18 protein-coding genes are annotated in these 15,207 nt (G+C 26.2%); 15 read left to right on the forward strand and 3 right to left on the reverse strand.

All coding sequences use genetic code 11. From position 1 onward, the window contains the following. Window positions 1-57: 57 nt before the first annotated feature. On the reverse strand, window positions 58-789 hold the full coding sequence (locus OW729_RS16610) for a cytochrome b5 domain-containing protein (protein WP_268062677.1): 732 nt from the start codon (window positions 787-789) through the stop codon (window positions 58-60). 422 nt (window positions 790-1,211) lie between these two features. Between OW729_RS16610 and OW729_RS16615 the strand changes: the two genes are divergently transcribed. From OW729_RS16615 to OW729_RS16640, 6 genes are all read left to right on the forward strand, one after another. Continuing rightward, window positions 1,212-1,631 (forward strand): arsenate reductase ArsC, encoded by a 420-nt coding sequence (locus OW729_RS16615; RefSeq protein WP_268062678.1) that lies wholly within the window; start codon window positions 1,212-1,214, stop codon window positions 1,629-1,631. A gap of 135 nt (window positions 1,632-1,766) precedes the next feature. Continuing rightward, complete coding sequence (locus OW729_RS16620; protein WP_268062679.1) at window positions 1,767-2,120, forward strand: hypothetical protein; 354 nt, start codon at window positions 1,767-1,769, stop codon at window positions 2,118-2,120. Between the two features lie 219 nt (window positions 2,121-2,339). Then, entirely contained in the window at window positions 2,340-2,813 is a 474-nt protein-coding gene (locus OW729_RS16625; protein WP_268062714.1) for an RNA polymerase sigma factor, read from the forward strand. Window positions 2,814-2,865: 52 nt separating this feature from the next. Next, window positions 2,866-3,018 (forward strand): hypothetical protein, encoded by a 153-nt coding sequence (locus OW729_RS16630; protein ID WP_268062680.1) that lies wholly within the window; start codon window positions 2,866-2,868, stop codon window positions 3,016-3,018. A gap of 323 nt (window positions 3,019-3,341) precedes the next feature. Then, the gene (locus OW729_RS16635) at window positions 3,342-4,052 is read left to right on the forward strand and encodes a hypothetical protein (protein WP_268062681.1); all 711 of its coding nucleotides are present in this window, start codon (window positions 3,342-3,344) and stop codon (window positions 4,050-4,052) included. 208 nt (window positions 4,053-4,260) lie between these two features. After that, complete coding sequence (locus tag OW729_RS16640) at window positions 4,261-4,701, forward strand: hypothetical protein (protein WP_268062682.1); 441 nt, start codon at window positions 4,261-4,263, stop codon at window positions 4,699-4,701. 198 nt (window positions 4,702-4,899) lie between these two features. Here the strand turns inward: OW729_RS16640 and OW729_RS16645 are convergent, their stop codons facing one another. Continuing rightward, window positions 4,900-6,438 carry a leucine-rich repeat domain-containing protein gene (locus OW729_RS16645; protein WP_268062683.1) on the reverse strand — a complete coding sequence of 513 codons (1,539 nt, stop codon included), beginning with the start codon at window positions 6,436-6,438 and terminating at the stop codon, window positions 4,900-4,902. 265 nt (window positions 6,439-6,703) lie between these two features. Between OW729_RS16645 and OW729_RS16650 the strand changes: the two genes are divergently transcribed. The 9 genes from OW729_RS16650 to dut all read left to right on the forward strand — a co-directional run bounded on the left by OW729_RS16650 (window position 6,704) and on the right by dut (window position 14,068). Continuing rightward, entirely contained in the window at window positions 6,704-7,768 is a 1,065-nt protein-coding gene (locus OW729_RS16650) for an acyltransferase family protein (protein WP_268062684.1), read from the forward strand. A 141-nt stretch (window positions 7,769-7,909) separates the two neighbouring features. Further along, complete coding sequence (locus OW729_RS16655; RefSeq protein WP_268062685.1) at window positions 7,910-8,296, forward strand: DUF6713 family protein; 387 nt, start codon at window positions 7,910-7,912, stop codon at window positions 8,294-8,296. 204 nt (window positions 8,297-8,500) lie between these two features. Then, window positions 8,501-9,400 carry a PH domain-containing protein gene (locus OW729_RS16660; protein ID WP_268062686.1) on the forward strand — a complete coding sequence of 300 codons (900 nt, stop codon included), beginning with the start codon at window positions 8,501-8,503 and terminating at the stop codon, window positions 9,398-9,400. Between the two features lie 14 nt (window positions 9,401-9,414). Next, window positions 9,415-9,759 (forward strand): hypothetical protein, encoded by a 345-nt coding sequence (locus tag OW729_RS16665; RefSeq protein ID WP_268062687.1) that lies wholly within the window; start codon window positions 9,415-9,417, stop codon window positions 9,757-9,759. Window positions 9,760-10,137: 378 nt separating this feature from the next. After that, window positions 10,138-10,974 (forward strand): M15 family metallopeptidase, encoded by an 837-nt coding sequence (locus OW729_RS16670; RefSeq protein WP_268062688.1) that lies wholly within the window; start codon window positions 10,138-10,140, stop codon window positions 10,972-10,974. A 90-nt stretch (window positions 10,975-11,064) separates the two neighbouring features. Next, on the forward strand, window positions 11,065-11,883 hold the full coding sequence (locus tag OW729_RS16675; RefSeq protein WP_268062689.1) for a MerR family transcriptional regulator: 819 nt from the start codon (window positions 11,065-11,067) through the stop codon (window positions 11,881-11,883). 78 nt (window positions 11,884-11,961) lie between these two features. Beyond that, complete coding sequence (locus OW729_RS16680; protein WP_268062690.1) at window positions 11,962-13,038, forward strand: BtrH N-terminal domain-containing protein; 1,077 nt, start codon at window positions 11,962-11,964, stop codon at window positions 13,036-13,038. 220 nt (window positions 13,039-13,258) lie between these two features. After that, a complete protein-coding gene (locus OW729_RS16690) occupies window positions 13,259-13,429 on the forward strand; it encodes a hypothetical protein (RefSeq protein ID WP_268062691.1) in 171 nt (56 codons plus the stop codon). A 210-nt stretch (window positions 13,430-13,639) separates the two neighbouring features. After that, on the forward strand, window positions 13,640-14,068 hold the full coding sequence (gene dut, locus OW729_RS16695) for a dUTP diphosphatase (RefSeq protein WP_268062692.1): 429 nt from the start codon (window positions 13,640-13,642) through the stop codon (window positions 14,066-14,068). Window positions 14,069-14,121: 53 nt separating this feature from the next. Here the strand turns inward: dut and OW729_RS16700 are convergent, their stop codons facing one another. Continuing rightward, window positions 14,122-14,421: a cupin domain-containing protein gene (locus OW729_RS16700; RefSeq protein ID WP_268062693.1), complete on the reverse strand. Its 300-nt coding sequence runs from the start codon at window positions 14,419-14,421 to the stop codon at window positions 14,122-14,124. Between the last annotated feature and the right edge of the window lie 786 nt (window positions 14,422-15,207).

A 15,207-nucleotide genomic window follows, 5' to 3' on the forward strand; every position in this document is an offset into this window, starting at 1 on the left:
AAAATGCGATACCTTATTATCTGAGATATCGCATTTTATTTTAGCTTATTTTTATATTTATCCTTTAAGTATACCAACTTTTGGTAATTTTTCTAATTTCTTTGATACTCCATGGCAGATTTCAAACTCGGAACTTAGATCTTTACCAGCAGTTAAGCCATAATGCGTTCCTCCCTTCCATTTTGAAATATTGCTAACATCATATACAATTCCATTAACTGCTACATAAGCAGGATTTCCCATGGTACCGTCATATTGAGCAAGTTCACTTAAAGTAAATTCCTTTGTTTGTCTATAATAATCTTTTTTTCCTAAATTAAGATGAAGAATATAATCATATTTATCAGCATGCGTTAATTCGTCAGTTAGTATTTCAAATACCATATTTCTGTAATACTCATCTGGTAAACCTGATCTGATATCTCTATATATCTCAAAGGCATCTAATTCAGCAAGTCTAGCTTTTTTAATTCCGTTAATATAGGATTTGGGTTTTTCGAAATTTGAATTTTGTAGAGAAGATACATTTTGATCTGTGTAAAACTTATATATTTCTTTAAAATATTTGTTATGTTTTCTTTTATCATATTGTATGGCAGTGAAAATGCCTTTTTCTTCTTTAGTAGGTGCAAGAGAAATAAGAAAATTATAAAAAAGCTCATTATCTTTTTCATGTTGAATAGACTCTTTTACTAGAATTAGAGCTTCTTCTAAGGTCCTATAGGGTTTATGCATTGGATTTGATCTGTAAAAATTATAAGGATTATAATAAGGTATAGAAAAATACATTTTATCCTCCTGAAAAATGCGATTACACTACTAATTTATGCTAGAAAACAAGTTATGGCACTCTAAAATATACTTAAATGTAATGGATGCAAAAGTTATGAAATTTATTTACTTTCTTGAAAATTTGTTATTACATAAATTAAAAGATGCCATCTCAAAGTGAAATTTGAGATGGCATCTTTAGGTGGTTTTAGTGTCTTTTGGGGGTATATTATTATACGGATATTAAAATTATTGACAGAAAAAAAGAAATTATTCAAAAATATCTAAATATACTTATTTTAAAATAGAATACCATTTTATATATTGTATAGTAGTGGATAAATAATTGCTGGATTCATTTTACATTTGTGATCTATAATATTAAAGTATATAATTTTAGTATTAATAAGACATATATTATTTGGAGGTTGGAGTTATTTATGAAACCAAAAGTAGCATTTATATGTGTTCACAATTCATGTAGATCTCAAATGGCAGAAGCATTAGGAAGATTATTTGCATCTGATGTATTTGATTCTTATTCTGCTGGAACAGAAACTAAGCCACAAATAAATCAAGATGCAGTAAGAGTTATAAAAGAAATATATAAAATTAACATGAACGAAGCACATACTTCTAAATTGTTAACTGACATACCAGAAGTAGATATTGTTATAAAGATGGGATGTAATGTAGTTTGTCCATTTTTACCATCAAAATATACAGAAGATTGGGGATTAGAAGATCCAACAGGTAAAAACCATGAGGAGTTTATTAAAGTAGCAAAAACTATTGAAAAAAAGGTAAAGGATTTAGCAGATAGAATAAAAAACAATCAAATCGATTTAAGTGAAAGTTAATTAAAAAACCACTAATTTATGAAGGTATACATTTATAAATTAGTGGTTTTTAATTATAGATAGAACTAATGCTATTATGGATTATACTACAATATTTTGAAATATATGGTATAATGAGTCACATGGAGGGAGTTTATGAATAAAAAAATATTATCTACATTGATCTTAATAATTGTGTTGGTAGGTTTATGTGCTGCTATCTATGTAAAAGGGAGAAAAGATATTCCAAAATTAACTGTAACATATAATGGCAAAAATGTAGAAGTAGGACAGGGACCTTACAAATGGAAATCTAGAGGTAAACTAAAAGAGTATACACTTGATAGTTATACAACAGTATTAGCTAAGCTTTTACCTGGAATGAAAGTGCCACCTAATGAACAATTAAAATTAAGTTTTGATTATCAGCCTGAATCTATTACTTTAGATGGGGGTAAGAATGCTGAAGGAAAGGTAATCTATATGATTTATGTTGATATACATCATTAAGAGATTTAAGTTATTAAACTAATTATAATATTTAAAGTGTTATAACACAAATAGTAAAAGAGATTTTCTTGTATTGTTGAAACTGCTATTAGAAAATGTTGATAGGTAAATGCCTTAAGAGTAAATGAAGAGGTGTAGGCTGATTTATAAAAATAATAATATAATGGGGGGAGTAATATATTTAAACATAATAAAAGTAAGAGATATTTTGAAGAACAGATTTGTTTAATATATAAACAGCTATATAGATTTATATATTCTATTACAAATGATCAATACTTAACCGAGGATATATTTCAAGAAACTTTAATGAAGGCATATGAAAAATTTAACACAATTAAAGATATACAAAAGTTTAAGTCTTGGATTTTTTGTATAGCGAAAAATGAAAATTTATCGTGGATTAAAAAATATAATAGAGAGATTCCAAGTGAAGATTTCTATTTAGAGTTGTTAGAGGATTCTTTAGGAGATATTCCAGAAGAATTATTAATAAAAAGCGAAACAAAAAAGCGATTAAGAGAGTCTATTAAGCTGTTAAAACCTATCGATCAAAAAATAATATATTTGAGATATTATTATAATTTAGCTTTAAATGAAATAGCATTAATAATAGGTATGAATGAAAATACTGTTAAAACACATCATATGAGATCAAAGAAAAAGTTATATAAACATATTGATACGGTATAAGTAAATTTTATAAATTATAACAATAATTTACATAAAACAGGGATAAAATAATATGAAAGATAATAATTTAGATAGAATTATAAAAAATATTTACATCGAATTTAATGATGAAACAAACATACGTTATAATATAGAAGCTTCTAGTTTTAATATTATAATGAATAAATTTCATAGCAATTTAAATAAGAGTTATGATAAACGATAGCTGAAATAGTAATTTAAACAATGATTTAATTAAATCCAATGATAGCGCCGATCAATTTGAAAAAATAGTATCAATAGAAGCTACAAATGAAAGCTAAAAGCTTTAATATTTTTTTGATAAACCTCTCCTCTTTGTTAATTTATGTAAATCTCCATGGTTTTTAGAATTCTATAAATTGAAATTAAGTACTCATTTTTTAGTTATAATTTACTTTTTATATAATCCGTATACAAATTATATAAAAATACTAAAAAAGTGAAACTTTTTTGAAAGAAAGTTATCTTATATTATGAAAAGGATATTTTGCTAAATAATATTAAGAGGTGATTAAATTGAAGAAAGTATCAAAAGCAATTCTATCTGTGTTTTTATTTATTTTGGCGTTTAGCACTACTGTGTTTGCTGCTGAAATAGAAATTGATACAGATGTCATTAATATGTTACAAGAGAGTGAAAACATAAGATTAATGACTAAAGAAGAATATTTTCAAGTGATTGCAAAATCAAGAGATATATCTGTAAAAGAAGCTGAAAAAATTACAAATAAAATTATTGCTAATCATCAAAGGCGAATAAAACAAGTTGGGGAATCATCAGAAAATGATGATGATATATCCAGGTCAATCAAGTGGGGAACTGATTATCGAGATGAAGCAGGTGGATATTATAATTTTGCATGGGTATTTAAACGTGTAGATGCAGGTGGTGGAATGCTTGTTGAAGCTAGTGTTCCAGTCATTATATATGTTTATAACTCATATGGTAGAGAATTTATTGAAGTTAATGAAGATGATTGTAAGGCATATGCAGTAGGTAATGGAGATTACACTTATAAGTCAATTTCAGCAAGGGCCAAATTAATAAAGGATAAGGTTCATTTAAATACAAGTGGAGTAGTAGAAGTAAAGAAAAGTGCTGCAGCAGATATGGGGATAAGTATCGAACAACTAGTTAACTTTGGATTTAGCATTTCAGGGGATCGCTATGCTAGAAAAACTGTAACCATAAGTCATGTTGAAGACTTGTATGGATGATATAATTGTATATGAAATTTATAAAGGCTGTTCAATTTACTGGACAACCTTTATAAATTTAGTAATATAATATTTTATCTGTACTTAAGTTGAAGCATTTGGAGTATAAATGTAATTTTAATCATTGTTTAAAAATAAAATTAGAGATATAAAAATGATAAGATAAGTTATTTATTATAATATAAACAAACCAGATTAGGGGTGACATATGTTTAAAAATAAAAAAATGTTATCTACATTGATCTTAATAATTGTGTTGGTAGGTTTATGTGGTGCTATCTATGTAAAAGGGAGAAAAGATATTCCAAAATTAACTGTAACATATAATGGCAAAAATGTAGAAGTGGGACAAGGACCTTACAAATGGAAGTCTAGAGGTAAACTAAAAGAGTATACACTTGATAGTTATACAATAGTACTAGCTAAGCTTTTACCTGGAATGAAAGTGCCACTTAATGGACAATTAAAATTAAGTTTTGATTATCAGCCTGAAACTATTACTTTACGTGGTGGGAATAAAAGTGATGGAAAGATTATAAAAGATAATGTTATTAATATATCAGATTATGGTACTGGAGGATATATTTTAGATTGTAGGTGGAAAGAAGGAAAGGTAATCTATATGATTTATGTTGATATACATCATTAAGAGATTTAAGTTATTAAACTAATTATAATATTTAAAGTGTTATAACAGTGAATAAATATGAGTGAAGAGAGGTTAAAAATAAACAGCCTCTTTTTTGTTTTTTAATAGATTTTTGAATAAATAATTTTTGTAAATAGTTATTAAAAGAAAATAACTGTGCTTTTAAAATCTGTTTTTATACAATTTTGAACTAATTAATTAGTTCAAAATTGTATATAGCCATTGCAAATTAGTTAAATTTTTCAAAACACTTGTATCACTCATTAGATTATCACATAAATGAAGTTCCAATAAATTAGTTAAATTTTTCAATGGCGTTATATCACTAATTCTATTAAAACTTAATGATAGTCTTTCTAATTTAGTTAAATCAGTTAATGCGCTTATATCACGTATGTTGTTGTGACTTAAAAAAACAAATTGTAAATTTTTTGAATTTTTTAATGGGCTAATATCAGTAATTCTATTTTCCTCTAATCCTAATGTTTGTAACTTAGTTAAGTTCTTTAACGGGCTTATATCAGTAATTGTATTATTGTCTAATGATAATACCATTAACTCATTTAAACTACTTAATGCACTTACATCACTTATGTTATTATTGTTTACAAAAAGGCTTTCTAGATTACTAAATTTTTTAAATTGGCTAATATCACTTATTTGATTGGAACTTAAAAAAGCATATCGGAAATTTTCGGAAGCTTCTAGATTTATATTGATAATTTTATTATTATTGGCGTTAAGTGCTATTAATTTGGTTAAACCTTTTAAATTTATATCTTTTATTAAATTATTGTCTACATTAAATCTTGTCAATTTGGTCAAGTTTTTTAAATTTACACTTTTTATTAAATTGTTTTCTAGGTTAAAATCTTGTAAATTAGGAACCTCATTTAATGAACTAATATCGGTTATTTCATTGCCATTCATAGAAATACCTTTTAAATTACTTAATCCTTTTAATGGGCTGATGTCACTTATTTCGTTTTGTGCTAAATCAAGTTCTTCTAATTTAGATAATGATTTTAGAGGTGTAATATCTTTTATATTATTGCCTCCTGCAGAAAAGAATCTCAAATTACTTAATCCCTTTAATGGAGTAATATCACTTATTTTATTTTTTTTAAAATAAATTGTTTCTAATTTAGTTAGAGACTTTAGAGGAGTAATGTCCTTTATATTATTACCTTCTGCAGACAAGGAATTTAGATTAGTTAGATTTTCTATTCCACTAATATCATTTATATGTTCATGAGAACAATATAAACTAGTTACTTTAAGTAAGTCACTTTTGAATAAATCGCCTTTAGGTTTTTTTATTGTTCGTCTTACTGCATTTTCTAAGTTTTTATCTTTAAATGTAGCTATAGAATTTTTAACTTTAAAATTCATTGTTAAATCTTGTCTTAAGTTTTTTTCGTTAGTAGAGTGAAGCTTTTTATTTATTTTTAAAGTATATTTTTCATCAGCAGTATATCCTTGTTTGGGAGCTTTTACTATAATAGTTTTATTATCTTGTCCACTTTCTATAGTTATCTTAACATTCTTACCTTTACTATCAGTTACACTAATACAATTTTTTACTAGCTCATCAAACTTAATTTCTTTATTAAATTGTACTATCCAATTTTTATTTAAATCTACAACCTTATTATCTTGAAATGTAGCTGCTTTTATGTTTGGTGCTAAAAACAAATAAGAACTAATCAATGTTGCAATTATCACTTTTCTTTTCATTAAACAACCTCCATTTTGTAGTTTAGAATATATGATTTTATACATTATAGTAATTATACTATTTATGTGTTGAATTTACAATAATTAACATCAAATACTATAGTTAAAGAATATTTTTCATAGAAAGTAAAGTAATTAAAAAATATGTCGAAAAACAAAATAACTATGGAACATTGAAATATTGAACAATATGAGCAAAATGTATAGCATAGGGTCACTAAGATGCCATAAAATTTAGATAATAAATTATGAAAGGAATTAATAAATGAGAAGATATTTTATTGACAATCTACGTTGGTTAAGTATTCTATTACTGTTTCCATACCACACATGTATGATATATAATAATTTTGGTGAAAACTTTTATATAAAAGGTGAGAACATACCTTTACTAAGTGGTTTTATTCAAATAAATTATACTTGGTTTATGCCATTATTATTTGTCATAGCAGGTATAAGCACTTGTTATGCACTTGAGAGAAGAACGCCAAAACAATATATAAAAGATAGAATATGCAAATTATTTCTTCCACTGATTTCTGGAATTTTATTAATAATTCCGATACAAACCTTTTACGCTGAAAAATTTCACAATGGATACAATGGTGGATACTTTTATCAGTATATTTTGTTTTTTACTAAAAAAACTGATTTAACAGGATATACGGGAGGTTTTACTCCAGGACAGCTATGGTTTATTTTATATCTTTTTATTATTTCATTAGTAGCTTTACCTATTGCTATAAAATATAAAAATAGCAGTAAAAAAATATTAGCTAACAAATTAACTATATTAAAAATATTACCTATGTTCTTAATTGTTTGGATTATGAGTTTAATTTTAAATATAGGTGGTAAAAGTTTTGGGGAATATTTTGCTCTATTCATGATTGGGTATATGGTATTGTCAGAGGATACAATACAAATGAAATTGGAAAAAAACAGATGGTATTTATTTGGAGGTTTTGTAACACTTACTACTTTAAATCTGTTATTTCAAAATGTATGGAACTATTCTTCTGGAATATTTTATGATATCTTTAGTCATTTCATTTCATGGATTGGGATTCTTGCAATTATAGGTGTAGGAAAGCATTATTTAGATTTTCATAACAAAGTTACAAAATATTTTACTAAAGCATCTTTCCCAATTTATATTTTTCACCAATCATGGATTGTATTAATTGCTTATTACATATTAAAAATAACATCTTCTATAGTGATACAAGTTATTGTTATTATAAGTGGAAGTTTTATATTAACAATTCTTACATATGAAATATTTAAAAGAATATCTGCTACAAGATTTTTATTTGGAATAAAAGAATAGATTTCTATTATGAATAATACTTTTAGAAAAAGTATTTTAGTTTTAAAACTATTTATAAAAAGTAAAATAACATTAATTAAAGGTATACGTTATTTTAATGAAATAAAGTGTGGTCTAGTAATATAAAAAGGAGGAGTTGACTTGAAATTACTACTTGAACTTCTTTTTGCTTTGAATTTTTCTCTAATTCTATTACATGAAATGGATGCAATTCGTCAAAAGGAATGGAAAATGTTTATTTTTCTAAAAGATATGAAAGAGGATGTAGCTTATTGGATTTTTACAGTAATACATTTGCCGCTTTATTTTGCTGTAATAGTGTTATTGTTAAGTGGAGATGGCAAATATCAGATGACTTTAAGTATTGGGTTAGATATTTTTATTGTCTTTCATACTATAATTCATTATGTCTTTAAAAATAAAATAAATAATGGATTCAATAACATATTTTCAAATCTAATTATTAATACTGGTTGTATTATTTCTTTACTACATATTTCAATTTATTTTAAGCTAATTGTTAAATGATAAAATTTAATAAGTCTAAAATGGTATATATTACATATAGGCTTTATTGGGGATTTATAATTCATCTAAAAATAAAGATAGTATAAAGTTTTTATTACAAATTAATGTATATGATATAATGTAGTACAAGCTTATTTGTAAGTTTAACTTTTGATTATACAAATAGTGTGAAGCAAATAAGAGAATATGAGGAGAATAGACAATATGAATAATATAAATACAGTAACAAATTATTTTATAATGTTTGTGCTTTATGTCATAGGATTATTTGTTTATAGAATGGAGAATAAATCAATTTTTTTTGGAGTTAGATTACCTAGTAAGCATAACAAAAAAGAGAATTTTACAAAGCTAAAAAAACAATATAGAAAGAATTTTAGTTTAAGTTATCTTTTATCAATTTTAATATATATTCTTTTAAACCTAAAAGTTTCTGAAATATGGTCTGTGGTGTTAGGTAATTTATTTATATTTATAGGAGTAATAATTTTGAGTGTAAATTACTATATAATGCATAAAAAAGTCAAGTTACTAAAGAAAAATGAGAACTGGAAAGTTGAAAATGAAAAAGAAATTATGGATGACGAAAATTATATTATGGGAAACCTATACTACAATAAAAATGATCCAGCTCTTTGGGTAAATAAAAGAGAAGATGGAAGAATTACTCTTAACTATGCAAAGCCAGTAGCTAAAGGATTTTTAGTTATTATAGTGGTAGCTTTTATTTTTGCTTTTGCAAGAACTTTAAGTTTCCCAGAAATTTTTCAGGATAGAAAAGTAGAGATAAGTGAGAACTTAATAACTATTGAAGGTAAATGGGGTACTTCTATTAATAAAAAAGAAATAAATAAGATAGCTTTAGAAAAAAATCTTCCTATGGTTTTAAGAAGAATTAATGGAACTACTATTAACAAGATGAAAATGGGAAAATTTAAAGTTGCAAATTATAAGGAAGTATATTTTTACATAATGGATAGAACTAAGCCATTTGTTGCTATATACACTAAAGACAATAACCTTATATTTATAAATTATGAAGATATAAGAAGAACGGAAGATTTATATAAATTATTGAAACAAGGTGAAATGGTGTCAAAATAAACTGGAGGGATACAATGAATATAATAATTGAGGATGAACATTACTATAACAATACATATGATATTGATAATGGCATCTTATTTATTGATAGAGTATATATGGTAGATGAGTATAAGTTTAATGAGGATACATATAAAAAGCTTGAGAATATTTATAAGAGCCTTCCTGGTTACATTGAAAATCCTACAAGTGTGTATTGTTGGTATGGGGATGAAGGGAAAGGAGACAAATTTTATTTGTTAGTTTCATTTGAACCATCAGGATTACAGTTTATAGGTAAGTTACATTTAGATTGTTTCATTAAATGGGAGGAAAAATTTAATGTATTGATAGCAGATTTCCCTTTTAAATATCATTAGATAAATATAAAATTAAGAAAAAGCACTGTCTACATATTTTTGGCTAGATGGAGTGCTTTTTTTATTTGTCTTGAAACTTAATTTAAGAGAGTAAACTTCGATTACACTATTTTAATATTTTTGCTCTAGTTTATTTCTTACAAAATTGTTAGTTTGATGTAAGATAAACAAATGGTTCAAATAAAGAGACTACGGTATACTACTAATAATTTGTGGATTGTAGTATGTGTTGGGAGATAACAACTTAAATTTAGAAAGTTTAAGTTTTGAAAACATAAATAATAAAGATAAGTTAGAATTTCTTAAGAAATATTTACGATTATTTTAATCTTTATCTTTTATAATGAAATTACAATAATTAGGAAGGATGTAGAATATATGAAGAAAATATTAAAAAAAGTTTTACTATTTGGCGTACTAATAATTTGTGGATTGTGGTATATATTAGGAGGTCAAAACTTAAATTTAGGAAATATAAATAATAAAAATAATTTAGTACAAGAAGCCGAAGTTAATGATAAAGATAAGTCTGAACAAGAAATTGAAGTTGAAGATAAAGATAAGTTTAAACAAGGAGTTGAGGTTAAAGATAAGAAGAAGGACGAGTACCAACAAGAAACTAAGGTTAAAGATGAGGAAAAATCAGAGCAAGCAGCTAATATTAATATAAAGGAAGAACTACTGTTAGTAAATAGAAAACATGGTTTGAGTAAAGATTATATACCAAAGGGATTAAGTATACCCAATATACAATTTTTAAGTAAGTCAGAGAATGACGAGAGACATGTAGCAGGAATTGTTGTAAAACCATTAGAAGAATTAATAAATACAGCTAAAGCTGAAGGAATAATATTACTTGGTAACTCAGGCTATAGATCTTATAAATCACAACAAGATGTATATAAAAGCAGGGTAAAATCTCAAGGAAAGAAACTTGCAGATGCATATGTAGCTAAACCAGGATTTAGTGAACATCAATCAGGACTATGTATAGATGTTACTAACAAATCTAGATATTTTGTAGATGGAACAAAAGAAGCAGATTGGCTCGCAAAAAATTGTTATAGATTTGGTTTTATTATAAGATACCCAAAGGAAAAGAAAAGTGTAACAGGCATAGAACATGAACCTTGGCATATTAGATACGTTGGGAAAAAAGCTGCTAAGTATATCCATGATAATGGAATAGCATTGGAGGAATACTTGGGGAAATAAGTATATAAATTGCTTAACATCATTAGGTCCAAATTCTATTTAATATATAGTATAATTTAAGTAATAAAATAAGTTTAGAAAGGACAAAAAATGTTTAAAATAGGCGAATTTTCGGTACTTACATCTATAAGCATTCATATGCTTAGGAACTATGATAAAATTGGATTGTTAATACCTAAATATATAGATGAATCAACGGGATATCGGTATTATGAAAGTGATCAATTGCCAATTGCTAATCAAATTGTTGCTTTAAAGATGATGGGATTTGGATTAAAAGAAATAGTAGCTCTGCAACTAGAAGATATGGAAACGGACAAGTTGAAAAATATATTAAAAAATAAAATTAAAGATAAAGAACAAGAAGTAAAAATAATTAAAGGACAGCTAGAACAAATGGATAATGCACTAAAGGATTTGGCAAGTGAGAAGGAATGTGCATTATCTATAGTAACTAAGTGTATACCAGATAGAAAAGTTGCTAGCTTTAGAATGAAAATTAAAGAGTTTCCAGACGAAGGGGTTTTGTGGAAAACACTTGGTGATGAATGTAAAAAATTAAACGTCAAATTTTTAGATACAAATTATTCTATTGCTATTCAACATGAAATAAATTTTGATGAAAACTATATTGATGTTGAGGTTCAAAGGGTAGTTAATAATATTTATGAAAGTACAAACAAGGTGAAGTTTTATAGTATTCCATCTTGTGAGGTAGCTTCATTGGCATATCAAGGTGGGTACAGCAAACTTAAAGATATAAATATTTACATAGCTAAATGGATAGAACAAAACGGGTTTGAAATTTGTGGACCAGCATTTAATATTTATTATATTTCTCCAGAGCATAAGGTAAATGAAGAAAAATTTGTTACAGAAGTATGTTTCCCTATAAAAAAGAAAAGATAGGGTATTGACTCTAGCATAATACGAGGGTATATGCTTTTTCTATAGAAAACAAAACTTTATAGAAGGAGTGATGAAAATATGACTAAAAAGGTAATTGAACTAAGACATAAAGTTTGTGATTATACCTGTATGTGGAATGGTATTGAAGATTTATATCAAACAAAATTTGGTGAAGATATACCAGATTATTTTTTCTTTTGTTTAAGCGGAATAGAAAATTTTGTATATTTAAAGTTTAGTAGTGGGAATGTACGAAGAATGACTGGATTTAATGATGGAAGAACTAAAAAAATGTATTCATCAATCTGTGATATTGTAGGATTTAAGTATAAGCACATAGAAGGCAGAAGATTCGAATATGTAATGAAAAAAGCAAAGGAACAGATTGATAATGAAAGACCAATTGTTCTTGGATGTTTGGATATGTATTATTTAAGTTATTATCCAAAATTTTATTATAAAGAGCATATACCAATTCACTATATATTAATGGTAGGATATGATGATGAAGAGCAGTGTGCATATGTATATGATTGTGGAATTAAAGAAGTTCAAAAAATTAAATATGAAACTCTTGAAAAAGCTCTTAATATTAAAAAGACATCTTTATCTGATAAAAATTCAATATGTCTAATAGAATTTAATGATGAAATTAAGAGTATTAGGGAAATTGCCATAAAAGGGTTTTATGAAAAAGCAAATCAAATGCTTAATCCTAAGGTGGGGTTTTGTGGAATATCTGGTATGCGAAAGTTAAGCAAAGAAATTCTTAATTGGAAAGATGAATTAACCCTTCAAGAATATGAAATAGCTCTTAGAAACGTTGTTATGTGTACAGGTACTGTTCCAATTCTTTCTAATAGATTACTTATGATAGAAGAAAAAGATGAAATAGAACATCAAGCAGCTCGAAGAGAGTATGCTTCATTGCTAATAGAATTAGGGAACAAGTACGGTTTTCAAGAGTGGAAAGTAGCAGGTGACCTTTTTAAAAAGAGCGGTATTATTATTCAAGAGATGACAGATTTAATCGTGAAGTATTTATTGAAGGAAAGTAAAGAACTTAACAGATTACCTTATATGATTAATGAAATAGCAGACATTGAAGAAGAAGCATATCACAAGATTTTGGAGGGAATAAAGGATGAAGCATGAGCGATACAAGTTCTTCATATAGGTGATTATGATGATGAGCCAGAAAGCTTCGAAAAGATAATAAACTTTATGAAGGAAAACAATTTACAAAAGAGAGGGAAAACTCATAGATAAATATATTTGTCAGATGCAAGAAAAGTAGAATGTAATAAAGTAAAGACAATACTGCGGTATATGGTTAAATAAAGAGAGATAATTCTATAGTAGTACGGCTAATGAGGTGAATTCAAATCCAATTCTGAATGAAATGTTTAAAGCGTGCCGGTATAATGAAATTTTATATGTTAGACTTGAGAAAGTTTCAGGAAGCAAAGATTTGATTGTTCAGTTAATTGATATGATAGTACAAATTGCAATGAAGAATTATTTGAAAAGCATTAGTAGGATATAAAAAGCCAACTGAATAAGAATACTCAGCTTAAAATAAATAAAATTCAATACTGGAATTTATGGTATGATATAGAAACAAAATGTAATTTAATACACAGTTTAAAGATATTGTGCAACAAATGAATGGAAAATTTTAAATAAAATAAATCGGTGAAGGGTGTAATTATAATTCACCCTGTCACTAAAGATAAATAAGGGAGATATATAAGTTATGAATTTGAAAGTACAAAAAACAAATAAATTGGCTAAGTTACCTGAGTATGCGCATATTGGTGATGCTGGAATGGATTTATATTCAGTAGAGGATAAAATTATACAACCAGGCAAAACAACATTAATACACACAGGTATAAAAATAGAACTTCCTAAAGATACTGAAGCACAAATTAGACCAAGAAGTGGACTAGCATTAAAACATTCAATAACAGTTTTGAATACTCCAGGGACAATAGATGAAGGCTATAGAGGGGAAATAGGAATTATACTTATAAATCATTCTAAAGAAGATTTTAAAGTTGAAAAAGGAATGAGAATAGCACAAATGGTTATTAAACCTGTTTTAAGAGTAAATGTAGTTGAAGTAGAGAGATTAACAGGAACAGAACGTGGAAATGGTGGATTTGGATCTACAGGAGTTTAAGATATATAAAAGAGCAATAAAACCTGTTCAGTTTTTGAAAGATGTTTAATATATTACAGAAACTGGAGGTTTGTGCTACTATTTATGTCCTTCTTCTGGTACAATGCAAATGAGCCAGATTCTATAGAATTATCTTTTCCATCAAGATGAAGAGTTCCATTGCCACTAATAATATAATTTATGTGAGACCAGGGATGAGCATGTTTTGGAGTGAAACCGCCTGCTTTTAGTTTGAATAATCTCATTACATAACCTTCCCATCCTTCTTTAGGAGAAATAAGTACTTTCATAAATGCATTTTTAACACCAACATTATCAATTTCTTCCACCATAGATTTATGTGAAACTATCATGAAATTACCTCCTTGTTTAATGTAATTGTGGTAATGTTTGTATTTACATAAATATTTATTATAACTACAGCTTAATTATATCATTAAATAAAAAGCTATTAAAATGATTATTACTATTAATTCACATAATTGTAATAAGATTGAGAATAAATAAGTTGATTTAATTACTTCATTTTTTATGAATGACCAAATAAATTACCAATTAAAAGGCACTAATAGAGTGTCTTTTTAAATGTATAGTAGTCTTATATAAAAATTGATGTTACTTTCTTAAAAAAAAGAGAATTAGATTAATATCAGACACAACTTTCTTAAATGACGGTATAAAAAGCTAATATTAAAGGAAATAGTTACTATACAACAGCAAAATATTATGTATTAAATAAAAACAAGCTTTACTATTAAAGTATAGCGGTAAAGTTATATTCATAATTTGAACTAGATATAATAAAAGCACTATCAAAAGTTATTGAAAATCAATAATGTTGATAGTGCTTTATTTTTAATTTTTGAAGTTAGAAAAAAATGATAATGATTATTTATATACCTGTAGCATCTTTGTTCATATCAGTTAAAACATGGGAGTAAAGATCTATGGCTATATTAATTTTAATGTTTGAATTTGTGATATAATAATTAAAAAGTTCCTTATCAACCTATATGTGGTTTGACTAATATGCATTTCCCTGAATTTGTAACATTATCTGTATTGGAAGTGTAGACAATATCTATAGTGATTAACTTCCTATTATCCATATAATTAAACAAGTTAAGTTTATAACTATT

Origin of the sequence: Clostridium brassicae, from assembly GCF_026738875.1 — a bacterium.
GTDB lineage: Bacteria > Bacillota > Clostridia > Clostridiales > Clostridiaceae > Clostridium_H > Clostridium_H brassicae.

Excerpts from the sequence above, each read along its gene's own strand:
- OW729_RS16610 (WP_268062677.1), bottom strand. The coding sequence starts at position 789 with ATGTATTTTTCTATACCTTATTATAATCCTTATAATTTTTACAGATCA.
- OW729_RS16615 (WP_268062678.1), top strand. The coding sequence starts at position 1,212 with ATGAAACCAAAAGTAGCATTTATATGTGTTCACAATTCATGTAGATCT.
- OW729_RS16620 (WP_268062679.1), top strand. The coding sequence starts at position 1,767 with ATGAATAAAAAAATATTATCTACATTGATCTTAATAATTGTGTTGGTA.
- OW729_RS16630 (WP_268062680.1), top strand. The coding sequence starts at position 2,866 with ATGAAAGATAATAATTTAGATAGAATTATAAAAAATATTTACATCGAA.
- OW729_RS16640 (WP_268062682.1), top strand. The coding sequence starts at position 4,261 with ATGTTTAAAAATAAAAAAATGTTATCTACATTGATCTTAATAATTGTG.
- OW729_RS16645 (WP_268062683.1), bottom strand. The coding sequence starts at position 6,438 with ATGAAAAGAAAAGTGATAATTGCAACATTGATTAGTTCTTATTTGTTT.
- OW729_RS16650 (WP_268062684.1), top strand. The coding sequence starts at position 6,704 with ATGAGAAGATATTTTATTGACAATCTACGTTGGTTAAGTATTCTATTA.
- OW729_RS16660 (WP_268062686.1), top strand. The coding sequence starts at position 8,501 with ATGAATAATATAAATACAGTAACAAATTATTTTATAATGTTTGTGCTT.
- OW729_RS16665 (WP_268062687.1), top strand. The coding sequence starts at position 9,415 with ATGAATATAATAATTGAGGATGAACATTACTATAACAATACATATGAT.
- OW729_RS16670 (WP_268062688.1), top strand. The coding sequence starts at position 10,138 with ATGAAGAAAATATTAAAAAAAGTTTTACTATTTGGCGTACTAATAATT.
- OW729_RS16675 (WP_268062689.1), top strand. The coding sequence starts at position 11,065 with ATGTTTAAAATAGGCGAATTTTCGGTACTTACATCTATAAGCATTCAT.
- OW729_RS16680 (WP_268062690.1), top strand. The coding sequence starts at position 11,962 with ATGACTAAAAAGGTAATTGAACTAAGACATAAAGTTTGTGATTATACC.
- dut (WP_268062692.1), top strand. The coding sequence starts at position 13,640 with ATGAATTTGAAAGTACAAAAAACAAATAAATTGGCTAAGTTACCTGAG.
- OW729_RS16700 (WP_268062693.1), bottom strand. The coding sequence starts at position 14,421 with ATGATAGTTTCACATAAATCTATGGTGGAAGAAATTGATAATGTTGGT.